Source organism: Pseudomonas sp. PDM31, assembly GCF_019218965.1.
In the GTDB taxonomy this organism is placed as follows: domain Bacteria; phylum Pseudomonadota; class Gammaproteobacteria; order Pseudomonadales; family Pseudomonadaceae; genus Aquipseudomonas.
The window spans coordinates 93227-119851 of sequence record NZ_JAHUWS010000008.1 but is presented as its reverse complement, the minus strand read 5'-3'; the positions used below and the strand labels follow the sequence as shown (position 1 = coordinate 119851).

29 protein-coding genes are annotated in these 26625 nt (G+C 60.7%); 11 read left to right on the top strand and 18 right to left on the bottom strand.

Annotated features, from left to right (window positions below):
- Nucleotides 1-126: 126 nt before the first annotated feature.
- The 9 genes from KW839_RS17010 to KW839_RS16970 all read right to left on the bottom strand — a co-directional run bounded on the left by KW839_RS17010 (nucleotide 127) and on the right by KW839_RS16970 (nucleotide 5108).
- Entirely contained in the window at nucleotides 127-1128 is a 1002-nt protein-coding gene (locus KW839_RS17010) for a glutathione S-transferase family protein (protein WP_060543576.1), read from the bottom strand.
- Nucleotides 1129-1219: 91 nt separating this feature from the next.
- On the bottom strand, nucleotides 1220-2221 hold the full coding sequence (locus tag KW839_RS17005; RefSeq protein WP_218424993.1) for a glycosyl transferase family protein: 1002 nt from the start codon (nucleotides 2219-2221) through the stop codon (nucleotides 1220-1222).
- A complete protein-coding gene (locus KW839_RS17000) occupies nucleotides 2218-2553 on the bottom strand; it encodes a TusE/DsrC/DsvC family sulfur relay protein (RefSeq protein ID WP_060543578.1) in 336 nt (111 codons plus the stop codon). Before KW839_RS17000 ends, KW839_RS17005 begins: the two co-directional genes overlap by 4 nt.
- Nucleotides 2550-2843, bottom strand: coding sequence for a sulfurtransferase complex subunit TusB (gene tusB / locus KW839_RS16995; protein WP_218424992.1), 294 nt, complete (start codon nucleotides 2841-2843; stop codon nucleotides 2550-2552). The genes KW839_RS17000 and tusB overlap by 4 nt, the downstream gene beginning before the upstream one ends.
- Nucleotides 2843-3205: a sulfurtransferase complex subunit TusC gene (gene tusC / locus KW839_RS16990; protein WP_060543580.1), complete on the bottom strand. Its 363-nt coding sequence runs from the start codon at nucleotides 3203-3205 to the stop codon at nucleotides 2843-2845. Before tusC ends, tusB begins: the two co-directional genes overlap by 1 nt.
- 1 nt (nucleotide 3206) lies before the next feature.
- Nucleotides 3207-3599, bottom strand: a complete 393-nt coding sequence (tusD, locus tag KW839_RS16985; RefSeq protein WP_060543612.1) for a sulfurtransferase complex subunit TusD — start codon at nucleotides 3597-3599, stop codon at nucleotides 3207-3209.
- Between the two features lie 182 nt (nucleotides 3600-3781).
- Entirely contained in the window at nucleotides 3782-4483 is a 702-nt protein-coding gene (locus tag KW839_RS16980) for a YoaK family protein (RefSeq protein ID WP_218424991.1), read from the bottom strand.
- Between the two features lie 26 nt (nucleotides 4484-4509).
- A complete protein-coding gene (locus KW839_RS16975; protein WP_060543582.1) occupies nucleotides 4510-4839 on the bottom strand; it encodes a DUF6388 family protein in 330 nt (109 codons plus the stop codon).
- A 20-nt stretch (nucleotides 4840-4859) separates the two neighbouring features.
- Entirely contained in the window at nucleotides 4860-5108 is a 249-nt protein-coding gene (locus KW839_RS16970) for a hypothetical protein (protein WP_034146936.1), read from the bottom strand.
- A 147-nt stretch (nucleotides 5109-5255) separates the two neighbouring features.
- Between KW839_RS16970 and KW839_RS16965 the strand changes: the two genes are divergently transcribed.
- Nucleotides 5256-5606: a hypothetical protein gene (locus KW839_RS16965; protein ID WP_060543583.1), complete on the top strand. Its 351-nt coding sequence runs from the start codon at nucleotides 5256-5258 to the stop codon at nucleotides 5604-5606.
- Nucleotides 5607-5736: 130 nt separating this feature from the next.
- Here the strand turns inward: KW839_RS16965 and KW839_RS16960 are convergent, their stop codons facing one another.
- The gene (locus tag KW839_RS16960) at nucleotides 5737-6162 is read right to left on the bottom strand and encodes a GNAT family N-acetyltransferase (protein ID WP_060543584.1); all 426 of its coding nucleotides are present in this window, start codon (nucleotides 6160-6162) and stop codon (nucleotides 5737-5739) included.
- A gap of 136 nt (nucleotides 6163-6298) precedes the next feature.
- Here KW839_RS16960 and KW839_RS16955 point away from each other — a divergent pair, with 136 nt between their 5' ends.
- Entirely contained in the window at nucleotides 6299-6736 is a 438-nt protein-coding gene (locus KW839_RS16955; RefSeq protein ID WP_060543585.1) for a hemerythrin domain-containing protein, read from the top strand.
- Between the two features lie 72 nt (nucleotides 6737-6808).
- The gene (locus KW839_RS16950; RefSeq protein WP_218424990.1) at nucleotides 6809-7408 is read left to right on the top strand and encodes an NUDIX domain-containing protein; all 600 of its coding nucleotides are present in this window, start codon (nucleotides 6809-6811) and stop codon (nucleotides 7406-7408) included.
- Between the two features lie 206 nt (nucleotides 7409-7614).
- Here KW839_RS16950 and KW839_RS16945 read toward each other — a convergent pair whose 3' ends face one another.
- Nucleotides 7615-8127 (bottom strand): methylated-DNA--[protein]-cysteine S-methyltransferase, encoded by a 513-nt coding sequence (locus KW839_RS16945; RefSeq protein WP_218425068.1) that lies wholly within the window; start codon nucleotides 8125-8127, stop codon nucleotides 7615-7617.
- A gap of 137 nt (nucleotides 8128-8264) precedes the next feature.
- Here KW839_RS16945 and ggt point away from each other — a divergent pair, with 137 nt between their 5' ends.
- The 7 genes from ggt (at nucleotide 8265) to KW839_RS16910 (ending at nucleotide 17318) form a co-directional block, all read left to right on the top strand.
- Entirely contained in the window at nucleotides 8265-9992 is a 1728-nt protein-coding gene (gene ggt, locus KW839_RS16940) for a gamma-glutamyltransferase (RefSeq protein WP_218424989.1), read from the top strand.
- 66 nt (nucleotides 9993-10058) lie between these two features.
- A complete protein-coding gene (locus KW839_RS16935; protein ID WP_218424988.1) occupies nucleotides 10059-10592 on the top strand; it encodes a cysteine hydrolase family protein in 534 nt (177 codons plus the stop codon).
- A gap of 94 nt (nucleotides 10593-10686) precedes the next feature.
- Complete coding sequence (locus KW839_RS16930; protein ID WP_218424987.1) at nucleotides 10687-11709, top strand: helix-turn-helix transcriptional regulator; 1023 nt, start codon at nucleotides 10687-10689, stop codon at nucleotides 11707-11709.
- A gap of 138 nt (nucleotides 11710-11847) precedes the next feature.
- Entirely contained in the window at nucleotides 11848-12990 is a 1143-nt protein-coding gene (locus KW839_RS16925) for an RHS repeat-associated core domain-containing protein (RefSeq protein WP_082457617.1), read from the top strand.
- Between the two features lie 299 nt (nucleotides 12991-13289).
- Nucleotides 13290-15032 carry an amidohydrolase gene (locus tag KW839_RS16920; RefSeq protein ID WP_060543591.1) on the top strand — a complete coding sequence of 581 codons (1743 nt, stop codon included), beginning with the start codon at nucleotides 13290-13292 and terminating at the stop codon, nucleotides 15030-15032.
- A 110-nt stretch (nucleotides 15033-15142) separates the two neighbouring features.
- Nucleotides 15143-15883, top strand: a complete 741-nt coding sequence (locus tag KW839_RS16915; protein WP_218424986.1) for a TorF family putative porin — start codon at nucleotides 15143-15145, stop codon at nucleotides 15881-15883.
- A gap of 46 nt (nucleotides 15884-15929) precedes the next feature.
- Nucleotides 15930-17318, top strand: coding sequence for a cytosine permease (locus KW839_RS16910; protein ID WP_060543593.1), 1389 nt, complete (start codon nucleotides 15930-15932; stop codon nucleotides 17316-17318).
- An 830-nt stretch (nucleotides 17319-18148) separates the two neighbouring features.
- On the opposite strand, the gene KW839_RS16905 is transcribed toward KW839_RS16910, so the two are convergent.
- From KW839_RS16905 to KW839_RS16875, 7 genes are all read right to left on the bottom strand, one after another.
- Complete coding sequence (locus tag KW839_RS16905) at nucleotides 18149-18865, bottom strand: L,D-transpeptidase (protein ID WP_218424985.1); 717 nt, start codon at nucleotides 18863-18865, stop codon at nucleotides 18149-18151.
- A complete protein-coding gene (locus KW839_RS16900) occupies nucleotides 18862-19629 on the bottom strand; it encodes a M15 family metallopeptidase (RefSeq protein WP_060543595.1) in 768 nt (255 codons plus the stop codon). Before KW839_RS16900 ends, KW839_RS16905 begins: the two co-directional genes overlap by 4 nt.
- Nucleotides 19630-19660: 31 nt before the next feature.
- Nucleotides 19661-20641, bottom strand: a complete 981-nt coding sequence (gene lipA / locus KW839_RS16895; RefSeq protein ID WP_371318082.1) for a lipoyl synthase — start codon at nucleotides 20639-20641, stop codon at nucleotides 19661-19663.
- Nucleotides 20642-20812: 171 nt separating this feature from the next.
- Complete coding sequence (gene glyA / locus KW839_RS16890) at nucleotides 20813-22069, bottom strand: serine hydroxymethyltransferase (RefSeq protein WP_060543597.1); 1257 nt, start codon at nucleotides 22067-22069, stop codon at nucleotides 20813-20815.
- A gap of 41 nt (nucleotides 22070-22110) precedes the next feature.
- Nucleotides 22111-22494 carry a glycine cleavage system protein GcvH gene (gcvH, locus tag KW839_RS16885; RefSeq protein ID WP_218424983.1) on the bottom strand — a complete coding sequence of 128 codons (384 nt, stop codon included), beginning with the start codon at nucleotides 22492-22494 and terminating at the stop codon, nucleotides 22111-22113.
- A gap of 444 nt (nucleotides 22495-22938) precedes the next feature.
- Nucleotides 22939-24447: a sigma-54-dependent transcriptional regulator gene (locus KW839_RS16880; RefSeq protein ID WP_218424982.1), complete on the bottom strand. Its 1509-nt coding sequence runs from the start codon at nucleotides 24445-24447 to the stop codon at nucleotides 22939-22941.
- 68 nt (nucleotides 24448-24515) lie between these two features.
- Nucleotides 24516-25430, bottom strand: a complete 915-nt coding sequence (locus KW839_RS16875) for a LysR family transcriptional regulator (RefSeq protein WP_218424981.1) — start codon at nucleotides 25428-25430, stop codon at nucleotides 24516-24518.
- A gap of 151 nt (nucleotides 25431-25581) precedes the next feature.
- On the opposite strand from KW839_RS16875, the gene speB reads away from it, so the two are divergent.
- Nucleotides 25582-26583, top strand: coding sequence for an agmatinase (gene speB, locus KW839_RS16870; RefSeq protein WP_060543601.1), 1002 nt, complete (start codon nucleotides 25582-25584; stop codon nucleotides 26581-26583).
- Nucleotides 26584-26625 lie beyond the last annotated feature (42 nt).

The window sequence follows — 26625 nt, the reverse complement described above, 5'->3', positions numbered from 1 at the left end:
GGGCAAGCCCCCTCGCCACAGGCAAGCCCCCTCGCCACAGAAGCCCCCCTGTCACAGAAGCCCCCCTGTCACACAAGCCTCCCTCAACACAATTGATCGCATCTGCTCTCAGGTTTCAGTGTGTAATCAGGCCCTGCGCCAAACCCCTTTGCCATTCAACCGCTCCCGATCATGGGCTGCGGTGAAATCCTGCGCCGGGCCTTTTGGCACGATCCCCGTCGGATTGATGGTCTTGTGACTGCCGTAGTAGTGGGTCTTGATGTGGGTGAAATCCACCGTCTCAGCAATCCCTGGCCACTGGTAAATCTCCCGCAACCAGTTCGACAGGTTCGGATAATCGGCAATGCGCTTGAGGTTGCACTTGAAGTGCCCGTAATACACCGCGTCGAAGCGAATCAGCGTGGTAAACAGGCGGATGTCCGCTTCGGTGAGGTACTCGCCTGTCAGGTAGCGGTTGGCGTCCAACAACTGTTCCAGGTGATCGAGCTCGGCAAACAATTCATCGAACGCCGCCTCATATGCCTGCTGCGACGTGGCAAAACCGGCGCGGTACACGCCGTTGTTCACCGCCGGATAAATCCGCTCGTTCAGGACGTCGATTTCACCCCGCAGCGCAGCGGGATAGAAGTCCAGGTCGTTGCCGGTCAGTTCGTCGAACGCGCCATTGAACATGCGGATGATTTCCGATGATTCATTATTGACGATGTGCTCTTGCTGCTTGTCCCAGAGCACCGGTACCGTGACGCGGCCGGTGTAGTCGGCGGCATCGGCGGTATAGCGCTGGTGCAGGAAGGTCAGCCCGTCGAGTTTGTCGCCAGTGGAGCCGTGGGCCTTGTCGAAGGTCCAGCCGGTCTCCAGCATCGAATAGCTGACCACGGACACGTCGATCAGGTTTTCCAGGCCTTTGAGTTTGCGCAGGATCAGGGTGCGATGAGCCCAGGGACAGGCGAGTGACACGTAGAGGTGATAGCGCCCCGGTTCAGCCGCGAAGCCACCGACACCGCTCGGCCCCGGCTTGCCGTCTGCCGTCACCCAGTTTCGGCGCTGCGCCTGTTCGCGCTGGAACGCGCCGTCTTTGCTGCTTTCGTACCACTTGTCCTGCCAGCGGCCATCGACTAATAAACCCATGTTCAATCCTCCTGAAATCGTTAAGCGTTTGAGTCGAGTCTATTCCGATGAGTTCGAACAAAAAGCGCAAAGATCGGGCGTCAATAATCGATTAAATCGATTTGTTACGGGCGGCCCAATATTTCTCGGCAGTTTCGAAGGCTTGCTCACGGCTCTGGCGGAGGCCGCGCAAGGCCAAGGCCATGGTCGAAATCAACGCCATCTGCGGATAGCTGTCGACTACATCGCCACGCCATACGGCTTGCAAATGCCCGGGATCGAGCGCGGCGGGTTTGACGTGACGCTGCGCCGACAGCTGCGGCCATTCCTCGTCCCAGCTTTCGCCGCCGGTGGTGCCATACAGGTGACTGTCGGCGTCCGGGTTGATCTCGATTTCTCCACCGTCGCCCTTGATCACGATGGCGGTGTCGCCGAGCAAGCCGCTGGCATCGCGATGCACAGCCTGATAACCCGGATGGAAAATGCTTTGCAGGCCGCAGCGCGCGCCCAGTGGATTGAGAATCCGCGTCAGCGAGTGGATCGGTGAGCGCAGGCCCAGGGTGTTGCGCAGGTCGATCATCCGTTGCAGTTGCGGCGCCCAGTCCACCAGTGGCATGAACGCCAGGCCGCCGTTGTCCAGCGCCGAGCCGACCTGTTGCCAGGTGCGGCACAGGGGGATCTGCAATTGCGCCAGTAATTGCTCGCTGTACATCCGGCCCGCCGTGTGCGCGCCAGCGCCATGCATGAAGATCCGCACGCCGTTCTGCGCCAGGCATTTGGCTGCCAGCAGGTACCACGGCAAATGGCGCTTCTTGCCGGCGTAGGTCGGCCAGTCCAGATCGACATTCAATGCCGGTGCCTGCAAGCGCTCACGCAAGGCCTCGGTGAACCCGGCCATCTCCTCGGCGCTTTCTTCCTTGTGCCGCAACAGCATCAGGAACGCACCGAGCTGGGTGTCCTCGACCTTGTCGTCGAGCACCATGCCCATGGCTTCGCGGGCTTCGACCCGGGTCAGGTCGCGGGCACCGCGCTTGCCTTTGCCCAGGATCCGGACGAATTGGGCGAACGGATGTTCGGCGGGCGTTTCGAGGGTCAGCGCTGGAAAGTCGGTCATAAGCAATTCGTCGGTTTGGGCAGGCCCGCCAGTTTCGCGGCGAGTTTGGCAGGGGTGCCTTTGAACAGTTGGTTGAGGTGCAGGCTGTTGCCTTTTTCCGGGCCGAGCTTCAATGCGGTGTACTTGATCAGCGGACGTGTCGCCGGTGACAGCTGGAACTCGGCATAGAAGCTGCGCAGCAGTTCGAGGACTTCCCAGTGCGCAGGCGTCAACTCGATGTCTTCGGCGGCCGCCAGGGCACCGGCCACGTCAGCATTCCAGTCACTGAGCTCGACCAGAAAACCGTCCTTGTCCAGTTCGATGGCGCGGGCGCCGACCGTCAGGGAATTCATAGCCAACTGTTTACCTTGTCGTGGTGGATCGTCAGTTCGACGAAGGTCGGGTAATCAATGGCTTTGACCCAGTCAGGGGCTTGAAGCGCCCGGGCCTGGGCATCTTCTGCCAGAACGTAGAGTTTCAGGCCGCTTGCCTGCAGCGTGGTGTAGGGCGCGGTGGCGGGTTGCAGGGCATAGGCGGCGTCACCGGACAGCAGCAAGGCGTCGCCGGCGCCAATCACGCGCAGGCAACTGGTCAGGCGATCGTCGCCGAACGGGGAATGAGACAACACATGCAAAGTCGACATCAGAGGGTGATCACCTGGTCGTAACGGTCAATGAGGGCGGTGATTTGCTGGGCAGTCAGCACCTGGGCTTCTTCCAGCGAGAGAGCGCTGGAATCCAGACCACGTTGCGCGGCGCTGTCGGCACAGAAAAACAACTCTTCGACACCGAACATCGGGAGAGCCTGAAGGTTGGCGCTCAGGTCTTTCTGCTGCAGGGCCTTGGCATCCTGTTGCGCGGCCAACTGGAACACGCCGTCATCGAGAAACAGCAGGCCGATCGGCAGATCGAAGGCGCCGCCGGCCAGCACGATGTCCAGCGCTTCCCGGGCACCCGGCCCAGACCATGGCGATTGGCGGCTGATGATCAGCAAGGATCTGGCCATCTCAAGCACCTCCGAAACAGATCAGGCGGTCAGCATCCTGCACCGCATCGTGCAACTGGCCGAGGCCGGACAATTCCCAAGGCGCGCCGACGGCAACCGCCTCACGTTGATAGCGCCTGGCTTCTTCTTCGTTCAACACACCACGGCGCAAGGCGGCGGCGATGCACACGACGCCGTCGAGTTGATGGTCGCTGACAAAGGCGCGCCATTGCTTGGGCAAATCCAGTTCATCCTGAGGCGTGACCACGCTGCCGGAGGCGTTGCCGACACCGTCCTGATAGAAAAACAGCCGGACAATCTCATGCCCGCCGGCCAGTGCCGCCTGGGCGAACAGCAGGGCGCGGCGCGAGGAGGGCGCGTGGGCGGCGGAAAATACGGCAATGGCGAACTTCATGGCGGACTCGATCAGCGAAACTGCGGCCATGATAATGCTTTATCGACGGGGCGGCTAAGTCGATGTTGTCTGTGCCGGCGCCTTCGCGAGCAAGCCCGCTCCCACAGGAGGACTTACTATCGACACAGAACCAATGTGGGAGCGGGCTTGCTCGCGAAGGCGGCCTGACCGTCACACCTGAATCAACGCGGCATATAACCCAACTGCCAGCGCCGCGGGATCTTCAACGACAACAGCCCCAGCGCGGCAGCCAGCAGACCACTGGCAAACAACGCCTTGAGCCCCAGGTGATGTTCCAGCACGGCACCGAGTACCGCGCCGGCGAACATGCCCGTCCAGGGGATCAATTGCACGCGCCAGCCATTACGGCGCTCGCCGAGCATCCAGCGGCCCAGCCCGCGACCGAAGCGCGACAGGGCACCGGTCACATAGGTCAGGCCGACCGGCAGGCCATTGACCTCCTCGACGGCCGCATTGAGCATGCCCATGGCGATGATCGCCGCCAGCAGCGCGGGCAATTGCTCGTCGTAAGGCCAGGCGCCGGCAGCGCAGAGCAGGGCGGCGATGCACAGCAGCAACGGCAGCGCCCGCCGTCCGCCGAAACGGCTGACGACGATGCCCAGCGCATTGCCGATGACGAACATGAGCACCAGCAGCAACCGCAGGATCAGCCCCAGGTCACCGACGCTGATGGCGACGGCAAGGCGGGTGGTGTTGCCGCTCATGAAGGAGACGAAGTCGCCCGTTGCCATGAAGCCGATGGCATCGGTCATGCCGGCCAGTACCGAGAGCATGGCCACCAGGCTCAGGCCGATACGCCCGCGCCATTTCTGTGTGTGCAGGTGACCGGGGCTGGCGTGGGTTCTGGAAGCGGAAGGCAGCATCGGCGATGGCACTCCTTGAGCGGTGATTACGGTGTTATTCCATATAAATCGCAATATTCCAGCCAATCCATGCCGGCCATCTCCGCCACTTCCCGGTGCACTTCAAGGCGCCGGGCTTCGTATTCCTCTGGCGTGGCGGCCGTCAGTTGCAGGGTCAACTCCCAGGCGAACAATCCCTGTCGCTCTGCCTCGGCCTCGAACGCTTCATGCAAGCGTTCTTCACGGTACTGCTCCGAGGTTTCGCCCTTGGCTTGAGCCAACAGCGGATTGAGGTGGTCGAGTTCGACGCGCAATTGCGGGCGTTCGTCGAGAAACTTCTTCAGCGCTTGTTCGTGTTGCAGCTCGGATGCCGCCATGGTCGCTCCTTGAACAGGGATTACGAAGACTGCTTTTTGCTGGCCTTGGCGGCAGCCGCCAGGCATTCGAGGGCAAATTGTTCGGTGTAGGTCATCTGGATCGGCGTGGTTTCGCCCTTGACGGTTCTTTCGCCGTCGAGGATGTAACGGATGCGCTTGTCGGTGACGCCGATTCGCTTGGCGATCCAGGAAGGTGTCTGGCCGATCTGGCTGATCAGCTTGTCGGCATATTCAGTGGTTGGTTTGTAAAACTCGGCGTTGGGTGTCATTGGGGTTCCAGTCAGGTATTGATGTGGCGGGATTGGCGCGACAGGGTGCGCGAATCGTCGCGTGGTGTCGCGTTATAAATGCAGTAAAGCAGAACGATACGCCGCGCCACGGTGATACAGTCCGCTTTTTCCTCATGAGTGAATGCAATGCGAATTCTGATGGTGGCGCTGGCCGCTGCCTTGCTGGCGGGATGCGCGGGCTCGGCGATGAACGATGCTCGCACCAAGGCGCCCTACAAGACCCTCAACTCGAGTAAACCGGCCAAGGATGTCGCCCAGTGCGTGCAGTTTTCCTGGCAGGACGAGGCCGTCTTTGGCGTCGACGCCGCTGCCTACCTGGAGCCCGGCGAGAAGGGCGTTACTACCGTTTACACGCGCTCGGCCGAGTCCTTCGTCGACGTGACGACCGACGCCTCGGGAACGGTCCTGAGCTACTACGCCCAGCAGGATGACTTCGTGGCCAAGCGCCGCCTGGCGGCGTTGGCGACCTGCCTGTGATCTGAAAATTGATGCATTACCCCTGTGGGAGCGGGCTTGCTCGCGAAAGCGGTGTGTCATTCTAATAGGATGTCGACTGGCACACCGCTTTCGCGAGCAAGCCCGCTCCCACAGGGTTTTTGTGCGTTGATCAGTAACTCAGGCGCTTCTGTAAAAAGAAATGCTTGTACCCCGGCGGGTAGTCGGCAATGTGGCCAATCTCGCTATAGCCGCATTTGCTGTAGAACGCCGGGGCCTGGAATTCAAAGGTATCGAGCCACAGCCCGACGCATTGGCGCTCGCGCGCAAGGTCCTCGGCCATCTGCATCAATTTCGTGCCCATGCCTTGTCCCCGCGCCTGTTCCGGCACCGACAACAGATCGATGAACAGCCACTGGTAAAACAGGCGCGCGTACAGGCCGCCGAGGATCTCGTCATTGTCATCGCGAATCAGCAGGGCGACATGCTCAGGCACCGCGCCAGGTACCTTCGAGGCGTTGTAGGCGCGTAACGGCTGCAGGATGGCCTGGCGTTGTTCTTCCGTAGGGTTTTGCGTCAGCTCGATTCGCAGGGTCATGGCTATATCCTTATGGCATTGAAGCGGCAGCCTATCCCGCTTGTCGCGATGGATCCAGCCCCGAAAAGTTGAACCCTCGATCGTGTGCAGCTGTCATTTCTCAGGAAGCCCACAACGCGCTCCTTGAGGAAAAACCGTGAACATTTTTGAAGCCTTGCGCGAAAGCCATGAACGCCAACGCACTTATGCCAAAGCGCTGATCCGTACCAGCGGCGATACGCCGGAGCGGGTCGAGGCATACAAACAGCTCAAGTCTGAACTGCAAGCCCATGAAACCGCCGAGGAACGTCACTTCTATATACCCTTGATGGAGTTCGACAACGGCATCGATCTGAGCCGCCATGCGATTGCCGAGCATCACGAAATGGATGAGATGATGGAAGAGCTGGATCAGACCGAAATGTCCAGCCCGGCCTGGCTGGCGACCGCGAAAAAGCTGTCGGAGAAAGTTCACCACCACCTTGAGGAGGAAGAGCAGAAGTTCTTCCAGATGGCCGGCAAACTGCTCGACGACAAGCAGAAAGAAAAGCTGGCGGGGCAGTATGAAAAGGAATACCAGGCGCAACTTTCTTGAGCTGCGCGCTGCCGGGTTTCTGCATTTTCACCTAACATGCCTGCCTTCAGGACAAAAACGGGGTGGGTTGTCATGGCGAAGAACACAGCCGAGCGGGTCAACATCGTCGAATCTCAGGTGTTGTCCCACGACTGGTATCTGTTGAAGAAAGTCACCTTCGATTACCTGCGCAATAACGGCGACTGGCAGCGTCAAAGCCGGGAAGTCTATGACCGCGGCAATGGTGCGGCGATTCTTTTGTACAACCGGGAAAAGCGCACCGTCGTGCTGACGCGTCAGTTTCGCTTGCCGGTGTTCGTCAACGGTCACGATGGCTTGTTGATCGAGGTGGCCGCCGGCCTGCTGGAGGGGGCTGCGCCCGAAGAACGCATCCGTGACGAAGCCGAGGAAGAGACCGGTTACCGCGTGCACCACGTGCAGAAGGTCTTCGAGGCATACATGAGCCCAGGCTCGGTGACAGAAAAGCTGCACTTCTTCATTGCTCAATACGATGCGTCGTCGAAGGTCAGCGATGGCGGTGGGCTGGAAGAAGAAACCGAGGAACTGGAAGTGCTGGAGTGGACATTCGAGCAAGCGCTGGCAGCATTCGAGCGCGGTGAAATCTGCGACGCCAAGACCATTATGTTGTTGCAGTACGCGGCCATGAAAAACCTGTTCGCGCCCGCGCGCTAGACGACTCCCCGCTGCAGGCGACAGGACCTCGAGCCTTGCACCGCACTTGCGGCCGTCATCGCCGGCAAGCCAGCTCCCACACAATTGCGGTGTTCGTTGCTCTCGGAGTTTGACGCAGATCTGTAGGAGCCGGCTTGCTGGCGATTGGACCACAAGCCTTGCATCCCACCCCAGGCCACCATCGCTGGCAAGCCTGGTCTTGCGAATCAGAAACCCGGCAGGCGCGAGGTTCCAGGCCACAGTCCGCCTTCAAGGGTGAGCAGCAATTGCTTGGCCTCAAGCCCCCCGGCAAACCCGGTCAGCTTGCCCGAGGCGCCAATCACCCGGTGACAGGGCGCCACGATCGAAATCGGATTCTTGCCATTCGCCGCACCCACCGCGCGGACCGCCGCCGGGTTGCCGATCTGTTCGGCGATCTGGCTGTAGCTGCGCGTCTCACCGAACGGGATGGTCAGCAGCGCCGCCCAGACCTTCTTCTGAAACTCCGTCCCGACAAAGTCCAGCTCCAGGTCGAAGCAATGGCGGGTACCGGCAAAATATTCGCGCAACTGCCCTGCGGTGCGGATCAGCACCGGATCGTCCGGCGCCTCGCGCATTGGTCCGAGCCGCACCCGCCCGGGTTTGTCGTTTTCCCAGAGGATGGCCGCCAGTCGTGAACCGTTCGCCACCAGCTTCAGTTCGCCGACCGCAGACGCAAAGGTGGTGCAGGTGTAGGTCATGCCGCAGGCCGCGCCGAATTGCTGAACAGCTGTCAAGCATACCGCCTCGAAGGGGAGGCGCAATACGCAAAGCCGACCATACTTGCCTACTGCTCCTCAAGCGCTCCCCTGTTCAATAACAAGAAGAGACCGACTCAATGAAGTACGAACCTTTTTCCAAATCGCTGATTGCGACCTCATTGGCGCTCAGCTGCCTGACGGCCCATGCGGCCTCCGTAGCCCCGGTTGCCGGCGAAAACGGCATGGTGGTCACCGCCCAGCATCTGGCCAGCCATGTTGGCGTGGATGTGCTGAAGAACGGCGGCAACGCTGTGGATGCCGCCGTGGCTGTGGGTTATGCGCTGGCGGTGGTTTACCCTGCGGCCGGTAACCTCGGTGGCGGTGGTTTCATGACCATCCAGCTCGCGGACGGACGCAAGACCTTCCTCGATTTCCGCGAAAAGGCCCCACTGGCCGCCACCGCGAACATGTACCTCGACAAAGAGGGCAATGTAGTCCCGGACCTGAGTACCCGTGGCCACCTGGCGGTCGGCGTGCCGGGCACGGTGTCGGGCATGGAACTGGCATTGTCCAAGTACGGCACCAAGCCACGTAAAGAGGTGATCGCCCCGGCCATCAAACTCGCCGAAGACGGTTTCGTGCTGGAACAGGGTGACGTCGAACTGCTGGAATACGCCACCGACGTGTTCAAGAAAGACATCAAGGATTCCGGCTCGATCTTCCTCAGCAACGGCGAACCGATGCAGGTCGGGCAGAAACTGGTGCAGAAGGACCTGGGCAAAACCCTGCGGGAAATTTCCGAAAAAGGCACTGATGGTTTCTACAAAGGCTGGGTCGCCGACGCCATCGTCACTTCAAGCCAGGCCAACAAGGGCATCATCACCCAGGCTGACCTGGACAAATACAAGACCCGCGAACTGGCGCCGATCGAGTGCGATTACCGTGGCTACCACGTGGTCTCGGCACCGCCACCGAGCTCCGGGGGCGTGGTGATCTGCCAGATCATGAACATCCTCGAAGGCTATCCGATGAAGGAATTGGGCTATCACTCGGCCCAGGGCATGCACTATCAGATCGAAGCGATGCGCCATGCCTACGTGGATCGCAACAGCTACCTCGGCGACCCGGATTTCGTGAAGAACCCGATCGCCCACCTGCTGGACAAAAACTACGCGACCAAGCTCCGTGAGGCGATCAATCCGCAGAAGGCCGCGGTATCCAGCGAGCTCAAACCGGGCGTAGCACCCCACGAAGGCAGCAACACCACCCACTATTCGATCGTCGACAAATGGGGCAACGCGGTGTCGGTGACCTACACCCTCAACGACTGGTTCGGCGCCGGGGTCATGGCCAGCAAGACCGGGGTCATCCTCAACGATGAAATGGACGATTTCACCTCGAAAATCGGCGTGCCGAACATGTACGGCCTGGTTCAGGGCGAAGCCAACGCCATCGCCCCGGGCAAGGCGCCGCTGTCGTCCATGAGCCCGACCATCGTCACCAAGGACGGCAAAGTGGTGATGGTGGTCGGCACCCCAGGCGGCAGCCGGATCATCACCGCAACCTTGCTGACCATGCTCAACGTGATCGACTATGGCATGAACATTCAGGAAGCGGTCGACGCGCCGCGTTTCCACCAGCAATGGCTGCCGGAGGAAACCAACCTGGAGTTGTTCACCACCAGTCCCGATACGGTGAAGTTGCTGGAAAGCTGGGGCCACAAGTTTGCCGGTCCCCAGGACGCCAACCACCTGGCGGCGATCCTCGTCGGCGCACCGTCCCTGGAGGGCAAGCCGGTGGGCAAGAACCGCTTCTACGGGGCCAACGATCCACGGCGTAACACCGGGCTGTCGCTGGGTTATTGAGGCTTGTGTTTAAAAGGGGCGGCCCTATGGTCGTCCCCCTGTTCAACGACACTTCAAGGAGGAATCATGGCCACCGCGCTGCTTGTCATCGACGTCCAGCAGGCTCTGAGCTGCGGCGAATACGAGTGTTTCGACATCGCCCGGGTCATCAATACGATCAACGACCTGTCTGCCCGGGTGCGCAAGGCCGGGTTGCCGGTAGTGCTGATCCAGCACGAGGAAGAGGGCGGTCCTTTCACCCATCAAACGCCCGGCTGGCAACTGGCCGAAGGGCTGCAAACCGCAGCCGGTGACCTGCGTGTACGCAAGACCACCGGGGATTCGTTCTACCAGACCAATCTGCAGAAACTGCTGCCCGCGCAGGACTTCGAACGCCTGATCATCTGCGGTCTGCAAACCGACTATTGCGTCAACGCCACGGTGCGCCAGGCCTTGAAACTGGGTTACGACGTGGTGCTGGCGGCCGACGCGCACTCGACCATGGACAACGGCACCCTCACCGCCGAAGACATCATCGCCGAACACAACAAGGACCTGGCACACCTGACCGGTTCGGTGGCGCGCATCGATGTGATACCCGCCCAAGACATCCACTTCTGAATCACCGCAATCCCCCCTACACGGGAGTGGACGTTGTTGCTGCGGCTGTGGCATGTTCGAAAAATCACGTCATGTAGCCAGCAGGATCAAAATAATGGGGGAGGGTGACAAGGTCAGCGCAACGATGCCAATGACCACGCTAAAGGCGTTCAACCGCTGTGTATTGCACCTGGGCCAGTTGGCGCGCGATGGCGGTGCCTGCGGGTTCATCGCCGATGGCCTGCAGTCGTTCGCAGAGCTTGTGCCTTTCACCTCTGCCTGGTGGGGCGAAATGTCCACACCGGGGGTCGATGTTCCCCCGCAAAGCTGGATGCACGGGCGCATCAACCTGCCCGAATCCTTTGCCGCCGAATGGCATCCAGTGGCGGCCAACGACAAATTTTCCCACGACACCCTGAGCCAACCCGGCGAGGTGTTGCGCGACACCGGCTTCAACGACCCGTGCGAAGCGGTTAACGACTTCGCCCGGCGCTACGATCTTTTTCACCTGATGTGCGTCACCTACGAGTTGCCCGAAAGCGGTCTGATGTTCTTCGTCTGTCTCTACCGGGGCGAGCACGAACAGGCCTTCGATGAAATCGAGGCGCAGCTGTTTTCGGCTTTCTGCGATCACCTGTTCCAGTCATGGCGGTTTCAGGTGCAGGACATGATTCGCTTCGACACCGGCAACGGCGCCAGCGATTTCGGTGTCGCGCGCAGGGATGGCAGCCTGCTGTTTGTCGGCGCCCACCTGTGCGCCGCGATCCAGCGCGAGGTACCCGGCTGGAGCGGCTCGATGCTACCGGCGCAGGTGATCGCGCAACTGCACAAGGCACCCTGCGTGACTCGTTTGGGCCGCTGCGCGCTGACCCTGAGCTCCAACGCCGAACACGTCATCCTGTCCCTCGAAGCCCCCACCGGCGGGGAGGGCCTGGCACCGCGGGAGCGCACCGCAGCCATGCTGTTCGCCGCGGGCCACTCCTACAAGGAAATCGCCAAGCTACTCGCCCTGAGCCCTGCCACCGTGCGCACCTACCTGCGCAATTGCTACTTGCAGCTGGGGGTGAAAAGCAAGGTGGAGCTGGGCTCTGCGCTGCGTTTACCGAACTCGCCAGCGGAGTTTGCACGCAAGGATTGAATGTCGCGGATTGTGAACTGCTGCGATTGAATCTGTGGTTTATCAGTCCAATTGCCTATCAGTTCTGATAGTTCCAGTCGTGGGTAAAGTATTTGATACTCATCTCCTTCAGCTTTGGTTCTGAAGGAGTAGACGCTCATGACCTGTCCACCTGAAGCGATTCTGCGCAAATATCAGTACGACGCATTGGATCGACTTGCCAGCGATACACTGACGGATATTTCCGTGCGGAAGCGCTTTTACTGTCGTAGTCGTTTGTCTACCGAAGTACAAGGAGCTGTTACCTATTCACTGTTCCAAAGTGGTGATCAGTTGTTGGCGCAACAGCGATTTCACGGCGCGATACGTGAAGCCATATTAATAGCCACTGATCAGCAACGTTCGGTTTTGCGTAGCGTTGATGTCAATGCGCCCGAAGCCAGTGCCTATACGCCCTATGGCCATCGCTCTGGTAGAGATGAGTTTACCAGTCTGCTGGCATTCAACGGCGAATGGCGGGATGCATTGACTGGGCACTATTTGTTGGGCAACGGGTATCGGGCGTTTAATCCGGTGTTGATGCGGTTTAACAGTTCGGACAGTTTCAGTCCGTTTGGGAAGGGGGGAGTGAATGGGTATGCCTATTGTCAGGGGGATCCGATCAACAATAGCGATCCGACTGGGCATATGATTTTGCCAAGCAGAGTTAAAACGTTGGTCTCGGGGTGGTTAGGGAAAGTCAGAGCCAACTTGCGTGTTCGAGTCGGAGAGTCAATGCATAATTATTACTCTGTCGGGCCAGCCGCGATCAAGGAACTGGGTATTCGCACAATAAACCCACTCGATCCGATGTCTGGACCAGGCAATAAACTAGGGAGTTATTCAACGAGGTACGCTGATGAACCGGGAGTCAGATACCAAGAATACAGCTCCGGCGTGACCCGCAGCACAGTGCTTGATCCAACACCAGCCCAAGTACTGTTCGATGCTACACCAGGCTCAGAACTTGATCGCATTTATATGAACCCGCGACATCCGCAGCACCTAGAAGTACACCATGTGCATCAGCGAAGTTCCCAAAGAAATATTAGCAATCATTTATCTGTTCCGAACCCAGCCACGACCAATACTAATGGAATTCGTGAACCTAGCCTTGTATTTGCGCGAATTGATAGCGGGCTGGGGGGTGATATCCCAGGTGTTATGCCAAGCCAGTTGCTTCGTAGGATCACGTCTGGACGTATACCGGGCGTATCCCCAGCAGCAATACAGCGGCGATACCCTCAGTTTTTTTTCCGCTGAAATTTTCAGAGTAATGGAGGGTCGGGCTCGCCAGTAATAGTGCTTTATACCCACTTGTGCAAATTTGAGCCGGAGGGTTGCCACCTTTGCATAACCATACTATTTACCCGACCCTCCTCATTTGCAGAGGTCCATTCCAACGCTGCGCCCTATAGGGTAGGCCCTGTCTTTCAAGGGCTTGCGCAGTCGCTTGCGGCCGTTTCAAAACAATAGGAACAGTGTTGGCCAAGCTGGCGTTGCAGGCCATTGCGCAAACCGCTACTTCCCGATTCGCCCAATAATAATCAGAGAGCGTTCCGATGCAGCGATTCATTCCCAATCTGTTGGCCGCCGCGCTGGCCTTGTCCTCGGTGCACGCCATGGCGGCCGCGGACCTTGTGCTGTTCAACGGCAAGGTATTCACCGCCGAACCCGGTCAAGGACTGGTACAGGCCGTCGCGGTGCAAGACGGCAAGATTCTGAAAGTGGGCAGCGATGCCGAAATCAATGCCCTGGCCGATGCCAGTACCCAGCGCATCGACCTGGCGGGCAAAGTGTTGATGCCGGGCATGATCGATACCCACAGCCATCCCGTCTCGGGCGCTTTCGACAGCATGAAGGCCAACCTGCTGGACGAGGTCAAACCCTTGCCGGAACTGGAGCAATGGTTGATCGAAGAAGACAAGGCCGGGCGTGCCCGGTCCGGTGATGTGATCAGCGTGGCCGGGGTCAGTTCGGCCTACTGGGAGAAAAGCCGTGAGCTCGGCAAAGTGTTCAACCAGGGGCGCTGGGCGGATCAACCGATTGTCTTCGGCGGCATCGACGGCCACACCGGTTGGGCCAACAACGCGATGCTCAAGCGTCTGAACATCGACGCGGCACTGGTCAAGAGCCTGCCGGAGAAAGAGCGCAGCTTCGTCGGCCATGAAGCAGACTTCACCCCTAACGGATACTTCGCCGAATCGCGCTGGGACGTGGTGCGCAACGGTATTCCGGCGCCCAGCCCGGAGGCCATGCTCAAGGCCGCTCGCGAGGCGGTGAAGATCAACAATCAATTCGGTGTCACCGCCTGGATGGATGCGGCGGCGAACGGTGGCAGTGAAGATTCGCTGTTCGACTTCCATGCCACCGCCGAAAGTGTCGGCGTGCTGCCGCTGTACAAGGAGCTGGCGCAGAGCGGCGAACTCAGCGCCCACGTCGCCGCGTTGATGGTCACCAATCCGAAGAGCAAACCCGCCGACCTGGAGGTGATCGCCACGGTGATGAAGCAATTCGAGGGCGTGCCTAACCTGACGTTCCCCGGCGTGAAGATATTTGTCGACGGTATTCTCGAGTTCCCGGGGCAAACAGCGGCGGTCGTGGTGCCGTACAAGAACAGCCACAAGGACGGTCAACTGCTGACCGACCCGGCGCATTTCGGCGAACTGGTCGTGGCGGCAGAAAAACGCGGCTGGATCGTGCACATGCACGCCGTCGGCGACCGCGCGGTGCGTGAAGCGCTCAATGGCGTGGCGTATGCGCGCAAGCTCAGTCCGACGCCCGTACCCCACAGCGTCGCGCACCTGCAACTGGTCAATCCCAAGGAGTTTCCACGCTTCAAGGAACTGGGCGTGATCGCTTCGATGCAACTTCTGTGGGCCACCGGCGAGTCTTACACCGTTGAACTGGTCAAGCCTTACATCAGCGCCTTTGCCTACGGTTACCAGTATCCCGCGCGGTCCTTGCAAAACGCCGGCGCGACGATTGCCGGTGGCAGCGACTGGCCGGTGTCGAGCGCCAACCCGTTCAACGCCATTGCCCAGGCCAGCACGCGCAAAGGTCCGTTGGGCGTACTCAATGCCAAGGAAAGCATCGACCGTCAGACCATGTTCTACGCCTACACCATCAACGCGGCGAAAACCCTGCGCCTGGAGCAGCAGATCGGTTCGCTGGCACCGGGCAAGCAGGCCGACCTGATCATCCTCGACCGCGACGTGTTCAAGGTCAGCGATGACGAACTGTTCGAAACAAAAGTCCTGAACACCTTCTTCGCCGGTAAGCAGGTCTACGCCCCCGCGTCCTGACCTGCGTACACCCGACACTTGTAAAAAAAACGGCCAGCCCCTCGTAGCGCGAGGGGCCTGGCTTGGCCATGCCTGAAATTCCCCGTACGCCATAACAACAAGAGAACTGTATGAACGCACTTTCAGCATTGACCCTCGCAGCACTCGCGCTGGCCCCCTTGACCAGCCAGGCCCTGACCCTCAACGATGATTTCAGCCTGGAGATGACCCTGGGCGTCGTCAGCGATTACCGCACCCGGGGCATCTCGCAGACTCTGGGGGATCCGGCAGTGCAGGGCGGCGCAACGCTGCTGCACAGCAGCGGTCTGTACATTGGCGCCTGGACCTCCAACGTCGATTTCGGCGGCGGCTTCGACACTCGTCAAGAACTTGAGTACTACGCCGGTTACTACTGGCAGGCCACGGACGCCATCAGCCTGGATTTGGGCTACATCAAGTACGACTACCCGAAAAATGCCGAATTCAACCTCAGCGAGGTCTACGCCGTCCTCGACCTGTACGGCGTAAAGCTGGGTGCCTATTACTCCAAGGACACGCCGAACTTCTTCGGCGAGGACCAGGACACCCTTTACACCTACCTGGGCTACAAAATCGATTTGCCGGCCGAAGTCGGCCTGGACCTGCGCTTTGGGCGCAACGATGTGAATGACCCCGCGTTCTGGTCCGCCAGTGGCGATAGCCGTGAGTCTTACTACGAGTGGGAAGCCAAGCTGACCCGCGACTTCGTCGGCGTGACCTGGGGGCTGAGCTATGTCGACACTGACCTGTCGAAAAGCGAGTGCAGCAGTTGGTACGGCTATAACGACCTTTGCTCGGCAACGGTCGTAGCCAGCGCAACCAAGACCTTTTAAATTCCGTCCCTGACAACAAAAACAGTTCCACAAAGGAAACACCGTCATGAGTGCGCAACGCAGTCCCCTGATCGAGACCCGCTCGATCGATTTCATTCCCGAGGCTGAGCGACACGGCAGTCTCTACAGCCAGTTCACCCTGTGGCTCGGCGCCAACCTGCAAATCACCGCCATCGTCACCGGCGCCTTGGCCGTGGTGCTGGGCGGCGATGTGTTCTGGTCGTTGATCGGCTTGCTGATCGGGCAAGTGCTCGGCGGTGCCGTGGTGGCGCTGCACGCAGCGCAAGGGCCGAAGCTCGGTTTACCGCAGATGATCTCCAGCCGCGTGCAATTCGGCGTGTATGGCGCGGCTATCCCGATTGTCCTGGTGTGCCTGATGTACCTGGGTTTCAGCGCCACTGGCGCGGTGCTGTCGGGGCAGGCGATCGCGCAGTTGATCAGTGTCAGCGACAGCACCGGCATCCTGATCTTCGCGGCGAGCATAGCGTTCCTGACGATCTTCGGTTATCGGGTGATTCACCTGGTCGGGCGAGTGACCAGCGTGCTGGGCATCATCGCCTTCGCCTATCTGTTCACCCGGTTGATGAGCCTCAACGACATCGGGCTGCTGCTCGACAATCGTCATTTTGGCTGGAGCACCTTCCTGCTGGCGGTTTCGCTCTCGGCATCCTGGCAGATCGCCTTCGGCCCCTACGTGGCGGACTACTCGCGCTACCTGCCGAGCAAGACTTCGTCCTGGAAAACCTTTACCGCCGTGGGCCTCGGCACAGTGCTGGGGGCTCAGACTTCGATGGTGCTGGGGGTGTTCGCCGCCGCATTGGCAGGGGCCAGTTTCCGTGGACACGAAGTGGCGACCATTGTCGGTCTGGGCAGTAGCGGAGTGATCGCGTCCTTGCTGTACCTGAGCATCGTGTTCGGCAAGGTCACAGTGTCCACCCTCAACGCCTACGGCAGTTTCATGTGCATCGCCACCATCATCAGTGGCTTTCGTCGTCGCCTGGAAATCACCGCCCGCCAGCGCATGCTGTTTGTGCTGCTGATCGTCGCGGCGTCCACCGCGCTGGCATTGCTGGGGCAGTACTCGTTCCTCAACTCGTTCAAGTACTTCATCCTGTTTTTGCTGACGTTCTTCACCCCGTGGAGCGCGATCAACCTGGTGGATTACTACTTCATCAACAAGGAGCGTTACGACATTGCGGCACTGTCCGACCCGAACGGGCGCTACGGTCGCTGGAACGTGCTGGGGATCAGCGTGTACGTGATCGGCGTGTTGATCCAGTTGCCCTTTGTCGACACCCATTTCTACTCCGGGCCGATGGTTGCGCAGTTGGGCGGCGTGGATATTTCCTGGATCGTCGGGCTGCTGGTGCCGGGTGTGATCTATTACGCGCTGGCCAAGCCATCGATGGCTGCCGTGGCGGTCGAGCGCGGTTAATACCGGCAAGCACGGCTAGCTCTTGTAGTCAGGGGCTGCCTGTGGCGAGGGGGCTTGCCTGTGGCGAGGGGGCTTGCCCCCGCTGGACTGCGTAGCAGGCCCAAGTTTTTTTGGGGCCGCTGCGCGACCCAACGGGGGCAAGCCCCCTTGCCACAAAAGCCTGTTCGCCACAAAAGCTCCATTATCTCAGGCAGCGCTTCACCACAGGCAAGTCCGCTCAGCGTCCTGTTCAGCGCTCGGGAAGCTTCCAGTCTTCGTCCAATTGTGGCGAGGGGGCTTGCCCCCGCTGGACTGCGTAGCAGGCCCAAGTTTTTTGGGGCCGCTGCGCGACCCAACGGGGGCAAGCCCCCTCGCCACAAAAGCCTGTTCGTCACAAAAACTCCATTATCTCAGGCAGCCTTTCGCCACAGGCAAGTCCGCTCAGCGCCCTGTTCAGCGCTCGGGAAGTTTCCAGTCTTCGCGCAATTGTGGCGAGGGGGCTTGCCCCCGCTGGACTGCGCAGCAGGCCCAAGTTTTTTGGGGCCGCTGCGCGACCCAACGGGGGCAAGCCCCCTCGCCACAAAAGCCTGTTCGCCACAAAAGCTCCACTTTCTCAGGCAGCCTTTCGCCACAGGCAAACCCGCTCAGCGTCCTGTTCAGCGCTCGGGGAGCTTCCAGTCTTCGCGCAATTGTGGCGAGGGGGCTTGCCCCCGCTGGACTGCGTAGCAGGCCCAAGTTTTTTGGGGCCGCTGCGCGACCCAACGGGGGCAAGCCCCCTCGCCACAAAAGCCTGTTCGCCACAAAAGCTCCATTATCTCAGGCAGCGCTTCACCACAGGCTCAGCGTCCTGTTCAGCGCTCGGGAAACTTCCAGACTTCGCGCAACTGCTCGTACTGCGCCTCGGGCAGTTGCACTAGCACGGGTGATTTTTTCGGGTCCAGCCACTCGAACAAACGGGCGATATCGGCCGGGTCCATGGCGGTGCAGCCACGGGTAGGCGCGGTGGGGCCGCGCCAGATGTGGAAGAAAATGCACGAGCCGGCGGTGGGCGAGGCCGGGGTGTTGTGTTCGATGAAGATGCCTTGTCGATACAGCTCATCGCTGCGGCGCATGCGTTCGGAACTGTGCCAGTCCCTGGTGACCGCAGCACCGTCGACCAGTTGGTTGTAGCGTGCTGAGGCGCTGTCGTCCACGCACTCGATGGTCGACGCCAGGGGCAGGTAGGGCAGCTTGGTCACAGCCGTGCCGGCGTAGCCAAACGCGCTGCCCAGCCTGAACATCCCGGCCGGGGCTTTGCCGTCGCCTTCCTGTTTAACCGGCCCGGAGTTTTGCTCAATGTCGAGCAAGCCCTTGCCCCAGCCCATGCCGTTTTTGCCGAGCACCACCGCAAAAGGTGCTGCAAACTTTTCGAAGACCTTGCCACGCCGTTCATAGCGCTGGGCACTGCCCTGGAGGTCATCCCAGTTTTTGCTGGTGACCACGATCAGTTGTTCGCTGTCGTCCAGCCCTTGGGCCATGGCCGCCAATGGAAAACACAACAGCAACAGGATGCTGACCAGTTTGTTCATGGCGCGGGCGGCGTAATGGGGAAATCCATGACGTCCGGCTTCGGCGCATCTGCGCGGTAGGTGAAGTGCCACCACTCGGCCGAATAACCGCTGAAACCCTCTTTTTCCATGGCGCTATTGAGCCGTTGGCGGTTGGCTTTGGCCGTCGCGCCGATCAGCGCCGAGTCGGTGTGCGCGCGTTCATCGAAGCAGTCGAAGCCGGTGCCCATGTCGAGCGCGCCGTCGCGCCAGCGCTGGCCGTAAGGGGCGGTGCAATCGACAGGCGTGGCAGCCGGCGTCCAGGCTGCGGCGGGCAGGGCGTCGGGCCCGGTCAGGGTCAGGTCGACGGTGTTGCCCCGGGAATGATTCGACACCCGGGCTACATAGCCCAGACGCCAGAAATCTTTCTTGTCCAGGGTCGGGTAGAACTCGCTTTTCAATGGGTCACCCGGCTGCGTGGCGAAGCGTCCCATGTCGGCCACGGCCCGGGTCGGTCGGTAGCAGTCGAAGACTTTCAGTCCGTAACCCTGGGCTTGCAGCGCCGTCTGCACCCGGGCCAGCGCCTGGGCAGCGTCCAGGGACAGCAGGCACTGCGGCGCCTGGTAGCCGTCGAGTGGGTGCCCGGTGAAGTTGTGGGCGCTGGCGTAACGGATGTCCTGCTCAATGCTTGGGGCGACCGAGCGCAAGTACACCATATGGCCGGGCCTTGGCTCGTCGGCCAGGCACGGCAGGGCGAGGCTCAGGCACAGCAACAATAACGGACGTGAACGGGCGGCTGAAGACATCGGCAAGGGCCTCAGGGCAGGAGCAGTCTGCTTATGATGGCTTGAAACCGTCTGCACCTCCATGAAGTTGTTGATCGGCATGGTAGGACGAGCGCACCAGCGGGCCGGACGCGACATTCTTGAAGCCCATGCGCATGCCTTCCTCGGCGAACCAGGCGAAGGTGTCGGGATGCACGAAGCGCTGGACCGGCAGGTGACTGCGCGAAGGCTGCAGGTACTGCCCCAGGGTCAGCATGTCGATCTCGTGCTCACGCATGCGCTGCATGACTTCGATGACTTCCTCGTCGGTTTCGCCCAGGCCGAGCATCAGCCCGGATTTGGTCGGCACCCCGGGCACTGCTTGCTTGAATTTGTGCAGCAAGTCCAACGACCACTCGAAGTCCGATCCCGGCCGTGCGGCCTTGTACAGGCGCGGCACGGTTTCCAGGTTGTGGTTGAACACATCCGGTGGTTCGCTGGCGGTGATTGCCAGCGCCACGTCCATGCGCCCGCGATAGTCAGGCACCAGGGTTTCCAGCGGCACCCCCGGCGACAGCTTGCGGATTTCCCGCAGGCAATCGACAAAATGTTGGGCGCCGCCATCGCGCAGGTCATCGCGATCGACCGAGGTGATCACCACGTATTTCAGGCGCAGTTCGGCGATGGCCACGGCCAGGTTCATCGGCTCATTGGTATCCAGCGGTTTGGGCCGGCCATGGCCGACATCGCAAAACGGACAGCGGCGGGTGCAGATGTCGCCCATGATCATGAAGGTCGCGGTGCCCCCGGAGAAACATTCGCCCAGGTTCGGGCACGAGGCTTCTTCGCAGACGCTGTGCAGCTTGTGTTTGCGCAACAGTTGCTTGATGCGCTCGACTTCGGGAGAGATCGGCATGCGCACGCGAATCCAGTCGGGTTTGCGCGGGAACTCGTCGGTGGGGATGATCTTCACCGGAATCCGCGCGACTTTTTCTGCGCCGCGCAGTTTGGTGCCGACTTCTACTTTGGCCGGGCTGTTTGCGACTGATGACACAGGTGTACTCATGGGTATTTTCTATAGGTCGAGTGGGGAGAGGTGAGTGCAGTCACGGACCCTGTGGGAGCGGGCTTGCTCGCGAAGAGGGAGTGTCAGTCGATATCAATGGTGACTGGCACACCGCCTTCGCGAGCAAGCCCGCTCCCACAGGGTTTTGTGCTGTGGTGCTCAGTCGCGGTAGACCGGGAAATCAGAACACATGGCCGCCGCTTGCTGTGCGACCCTGGCTTCTACACCGGCATCGCCGAGGTGGTCGAGGATGTCGCAGATCCAGCCGGCCAGGGCAATGCTTTGCGCTTCCTTGAAACCACGGCTGGTAATCGCCGGGGTGCCGATGCGCAAGCCGGAAGTCACGAAGGGTGACTGCGGGTCATTCGGCACGGCGTTCTTGTTTACGGTGATGCCGGCACGCCCCAGGGCCGCGTCGGCGTCTTTGCCGGTCAGGCCCTGGCGGATCAGGCTGACCAGGAACAGATGGTTGTCGGTGCCGCCGGACACCACGTCATAACCACGCTCGATAAAGACCTTGGCCATGGCCTGGGCATTGCGGATCACCTGCGCCTGATAGGTCTTGAACGCCGGCTCCAGCGCCTCCTTGAAACACACGGCCTTGGCCGCGATCACGTGCATCAGCGGGCCGCCCTGGCCACCGGGGAATACCGCAGCGTTGAGCTTTTTCTCCAGTTCCGGGTTGGCCCTGGCCAGAATCAGGCCGCCGCGAGGGCCGCGCAGGGTCTTGTGGGTCGTGGTGGTGACCACGTCGGCATACGGCAGCGGGTTCGGATACAAACCGGTCGCCACCAGGCCAGCGACGTGGGCCATGTCGACGAAGAAGTAAGCGCCGACCTTGTCGGCAATCTGCCGGAAGCGCGGGAAGTCCAGGGTCTTGGAGTACGCGGAAAACCCGGCGATGATCATCTTCGGCTGGTGCTCGACCGCGAGGCGCTCGACTTCGTCGTAATCGATCAGGCCGGTGACCGTGTCGATACCGTACTGCACCGCGTTGTAGAGCTTGCCGGAGAAGCTCACCTTGGCGCCGTGGGTCAAGTGGCCGCCATGGGCCAGGCTCATGCCCAGCACGGTGTCACCGGCTTGCAGCAGGGCCAGATACACCGCCGCGTTGGCCTGGCTTCCGGAGTGCGGCTGTACGTTGGCGTAGTCGGCGCCGAACAGCTGTCTGGCACGGTCGATGGCCAGTTGCTCGACCACATCGACGTGTTCGCAGCCGCCGTAGTAACGCTTGCCCGGATAGCCTTCGGCGTACTTGTTGGTCAGGCCGCTGCCTTGGGCCTGCATCACCCGTTGGCTGGTGTAGTTCTCCGAGGCAATCAGCTCGATATGGTGTTCCTGTCGTGCATCCTCGGCGTTCATCGCCGCCAGCAGTTCGTCGTCGTAGCCTTTGATCTGGTCGTGTTTGCTGAACATGGTGGGGTCCTTTTGCGTATTCGGGAAATGGCGAAGGGTTTTCAAGCGTCTGCGTGTTCGGCGGTCAGGCGTTCATAGGCGTCTTGATCCAGTAAATCGCTCAACGCCTCGACATCGACCGGCTTGAAACGAAAGAACCAGCCTTCGCCCAGTGGATCTTCGTTGACCAGTTCAGGGGTGCTTTCCAGCGTTGCGTTGACGTCGACAACCTCACCATCGAGCGGCATGCCGATACTGCTGGCGGCTTTCACCGATTCCAGTACCGACACTTCAGCTCCAGCTTCGAAGGCGCCCGGTTCAGGCACCTGAACGAACACCACATCCCCCAGCGCCTGCTGGGCAAACGCAGTGATGCCCACGGTGACCAGACCATTGCTCTCAAGGCGCAACCATTCGTGATCGACGGTAAAACGCAGTTCGCTCATCTCAATTCCTCATTGTTCTGACTCATCCGCTGCAGGTGGCGGATGGCGATTGACGGGCTCGTGGCGAGGCAACGAGCGGGGCTGAGGGGGAGATAGCAAGGGTGATGCCAATGTTTGTTTATTGTTTTAAATCAATGAGTTGGCAGTTATTTAAAAAGGACGGTCAATTATTTTGTATTGAAATCAATACAGACAGGTCAAGCTCTGGAGGCAAGCAGCGTGATTGCTGGCAGGGAAGAGGGTGTCTTGATTTCGCTACGCTGTAGCGATTTGCGAACGCAGAGCGCGGGCACGGCTCATTCCACTGTGGGAGCGGGCTTGCTCGCGAATGCGGGGTGTCAGTCAAATCAATAGTGACTGACACCCCGCATTCGCGAGCAAGCCCACACACACACACACACAGTGGAATTGTGTTGGCGGCGACAATCTGTTCCGACAGAGAACTCAGGCCTTGCCGGGGATGCCGTATTTGCGCAGGCGAATGGCGATTGCGCTATGGGATGTCTGCAACCGCGCTGCGAGCAAACGGCTGGACGGATAGCTGCGATACAACTGCTCCAGCAGGTTCTTCTCAAAGTCGCCAACGGCCTCTTCCAGACTGCCGACTTCACCATCATTCTGTCGCTCCACGGCGGTGCGGGCGATGTCGAGGTCGTCGATGTCCACCAGCGGATTTTCGCAAATGGCCGCCGCCCGGAAGATCACGTTCTGCAGTTGCCGCACATTGCCCGGCCAGCGATTGCCGAGCAGGGCGGAAAAGGTACTCGGCGCCAGGCGACACACCGGGCGCTGGATCTGCGCGCAGGCCTGCTGCATGAAGTGATTGGCCATCAGCAGAATGTCGTGGCCGCGCTCGCGCAATGGTGGAACCTGCAGGTTGAGCACGTTGAGGCGGTAGAACAGGTCTTCGCGAAAACGTCCTTCTGCGACCATTTTTTCCAGGTCGCGGTGGGTCGCACTGAGCACCCGCACATTGACCCGGACCTCCTTGTCGCCTCCCACCCGACGGAAGCAACCGTCACTCAAAAAACGCAGCAACTTGGCTTGCAGGTACGGCGACATTTCACCCACTTCATCGAGGAACACCGTGCCCTGGTCGGCCAGTTCCAACAGGCCGAGCTTGCCACCCCGTTGCGCGCCGGTGAAGGCGCCGGGGGCGTAGCCGAACAGTTCGCTCTCGGCCAGGCTCTCCGGCAGCGCGGCGCAGTTAAGGGCCAGAAAGGGCGCGTCGTGACGCGGGCTGATGGCATGGCAGGCGCGGGCCACCAGCTCCTTGCCGGTGCCGGTTTCACCCTGGATCAACAACGGCGCATCGAGCGCCGCCACTCGCTGCGCCCGGGCCTTGAGCGCACGAATCGGTGGCGATTCGCCGAGCAGTGCATCGAAGCCTTCGGCGTGGTCATGGTGCAGCGCCGACAGGCGTTCGCCGATACGGCTGGGTTGATACAGCGTGAGCAGGGCGCCGGCGTCGGTGACAGGCATCGCATCGAGGAGCAAGGTCTGGCCACCCAGGCTGACCTCGTGCATCGGCAGGCGAAAGCCGTGTTCGATCAGATTGCGCTGCAAATCGGCATCATCGAACAGTGCCGTCAGCGGTTCTCCGGCCGGTTCCCGACCGCAGAGGGCGATCAGCGCCGGGTTGGCCAGCAGTACATGGCCGCGATCATCGACGGCCAGCACCGGGTCGGAACTGGCCGCCAGCAACGCATCCAGTTGCAGGCGCCGGCGTTGTCCCGGAAGGATGTCGACCATGGTCACCGCTTGTACGCCACGCACACCGAACAGCGCCTCGCGTAACTCTTCCAGCACCTCGGCGCCGAGGGTCGGCGCGTCGATGTAAACGTTCGGCGGCACCATTTCCACCGCATCCAGGTTGAAACTGCGCCCGCCGAGCAGGGCCAGCACTTCCTGGGTAATACCGACGCGGTCGATGAAGGTAACGTGAATGCGCATGACGGGCCTGCAAGGTTGGCGGACCCAATCAGTATGCCCGGCCAATTTTCCTTTTGGCGAGCGTCACGTCAGCCGTTGGCGGTTTTGCGCGAGCTGGCCGCCAGGTCTTCGAGGAAGGCCTGCAGGATCGGCGGCGGGGCGACGCCGCGTCGGGTGATGACGTCGAACGGCGACTTCAGGCGCAGGCTGGCGGGGGCAAGCTGGTGCATCTCGCCGCTCTTGACCCATTGCGCGGCGAAGTGCTCGGGCAGGAAGCCCAGGTAGGCGCCGGAAATGATCAGGATTGCCGTGGCTTCGATGTTGTCCACCGTGGCGGCGGCCTTGCTCACGCCCAGGTGCTCGAGGTCGTATTGCTGCATGTAGCCGCGCACCACGATCCGCCCCGCAGCGACCTCTTCGAGTAGCTCCTGGCCTTCTGCCTGGCTGCCGTACAACGGGTGCCGCCGGCCGCAATACAAACCGAGGGCTTCCTGGTACAGCGGCGATTGCAGCAGCCCCGGCACATGGATCGGAAAGTGCCCGATGGCCAGGTGCAAGCGGCCGTCGAGCACCCGTTCTTCGAGTTCCGCCGGGGTGCCGACGTACACGTTCAGGTGCACGTCATGACCCCGGGAGACGAAGCGTTGGGTAGTGCGCGGGATCGGCGACTCGGGGTCGGTGATGGTGGTGTCGATGATCCCCAGATTGAGCTTGCCGCTGATGTGCTGCTTGAGCACATCGGCGTCCATGCAGAAGTTTTCCACCGCCGAGAGCAGGCGCTGGGTGGCTTCATGAATCGCCACGCCTTGCTCGGTCAGGCGAAAGCCACTGCGCCCGCGCTGGCAGAGTTTGACCCCGAGCCGGGTTTCCAGATGGGTCATCTGTTCGCTGATGGTCGACTGCCCGGCGTTCAAGGCCGCCTGCGCGGCCGAGAAACCGCCGCAGCGGACAATCGTGGCGAACACCCTGAGCAGTTTCAGATCGACATCGTGCAGCTGGATCACCTGGGACCTCCGGCGTGTGGATGCATCGGTTATGCCGATATGAGTATCTGATGTTTAGCATTTTTTCCACGAAAACCTGCGCCCATAGTCACTCCAACGGCGGTCGCCTTGCAGTCCGCCAAGCCGATAACAAGAAGTGGAGAGGCTTGAAATGTCGAATAACGGTTATGAATCCGGTCGCCTGAACCTGCCGTTCGTAGGTCACTGCACCTTTGGCAAATCCCCGGTGTGCACCGATTGGGATGCCCTGGACGCCGACGTCGCGGTGCTTGGCGTGCCCAACGACATGGGCACCCAGTGGCGCTCCGGCGCCCGCTTCGGGCCACGCGGGATTCGTGAAGCATCGACGCTGTTTTCCTTCGGCCATGCCGGCGCCTACGACCACGAAGATGACGTCATGTACCTGACCGCGTCCGACGTGCGCATGGTCGACGTCGGTGATGCCGACATCGTCCACACCGACATGCAAACCAGTAACCAGAACACCGAATACGCGGTCCGCAAGATCCTCGATGCTGGCGTGATGCCGGTGGTACTCGGCGGCGACCACTCGGTGCACGCGCCGGTGATCAAGGCCTTTGAAGGCCGCGGCCCGATCCACATCATCCACTTCGACGCCCACCTCGATTTCGTCGACGAACGCCACGGCGTACGCTACGGCCACGGCAACCCGCTGCGTCGCGCGTCGGAAATGAACCACATTGTCGGCATGACCCAGATGGGCATCCGCAACGTTTCCTCGTCCAATCGCGATGACTATGAAGCCGCCCATGAAGCCGGTTCGAAGATCCTCTCGGTGCGTGACGTACGCCGACTCGGCGTGGAAGGCGTGCTGGCGCTGATCCCGCAGAACATCAACTACTACATCACCATCGACATCGACGGTTTCGACCCGTCCATCGCCCCTGGCACCGGCACCCCGAGCCACGGCGGTTTCCTCTACTACGAAGTGCTGGAAATCATCCAGGCCCTGGCCAAGCGCAGCAAAGGCAACATCGTCGGCATGGACCTGGTGGAAGTCGCACCGGTGTACGACCCGACCGGCATGACCTCGATTCTCGCTGCGCAACTGCTGCTCAACAGCATCGGCTTCATCTTCCACGAGCGTGGCCTGGTACGGGCAGCCGCCGTGAGCGAAACGACGCTGGCTTAAGAGCTGAGCCTGAACATCGAAACCACAAAGCCCCGGCAGGAC